The sequence below is a fragment of the Streptomyces sp. 4F14 genome, assembly GCF_048159485.1.
Taxonomy (GTDB): Bacteria; Actinomycetota; Actinomycetes; order Streptomycetales; family Streptomycetaceae; genus Streptomyces.
Genome location: NZ_JBLRVY010000306.1, coordinates 1 through 340 on the forward strand (window position 1 = coordinate 1; position 340 = coordinate 340).

Below are 340 nucleotides of genomic sequence, written 5' to 3' on the forward strand. Positions count from 1 at the left end.
GGAGCCGCTCGGCGTCGTAGGAGGGGGGACGGGAGGTCGCGGTGTAGGCGAACCCGGCGGGGAGCGCCGCCCCCGTGGAGAGCACACCGCTGTCCGGATCGACGGACAGGGAGGTCCCCTCGGGCGCGTCGACGGACGAGGGCCGGTCGGCGGCGGGAAGCCAGATGCCGGGCAACGACTGGACGGTGAAGTGCTGTTGGAGGGTCCTGCCGCCGCCCTGCCCCTCCGGAGCCTCCGGATCCTCCGGCACCCGGCCTCCCGTACGGGTCAGCCCGGCACCGCTGCTCCAACTCGTCCCGTCGTAGCGGTCGAGGACCGCCAGCCGGTAGTTCCCGGGGGT

Annotated in this window: 1 protein-coding gene; it reads right to left on the reverse strand. The window is 74.4% G+C overall.

Annotated elements, in window-relative coordinates; translation table 11 throughout:
* The coding region (locus ACLZOT_RS50850) for a DUF3488 domain-containing protein (RefSeq protein ID WP_416976098.1) at positions 1-340 on the reverse strand (340 nt) is incomplete at both ends.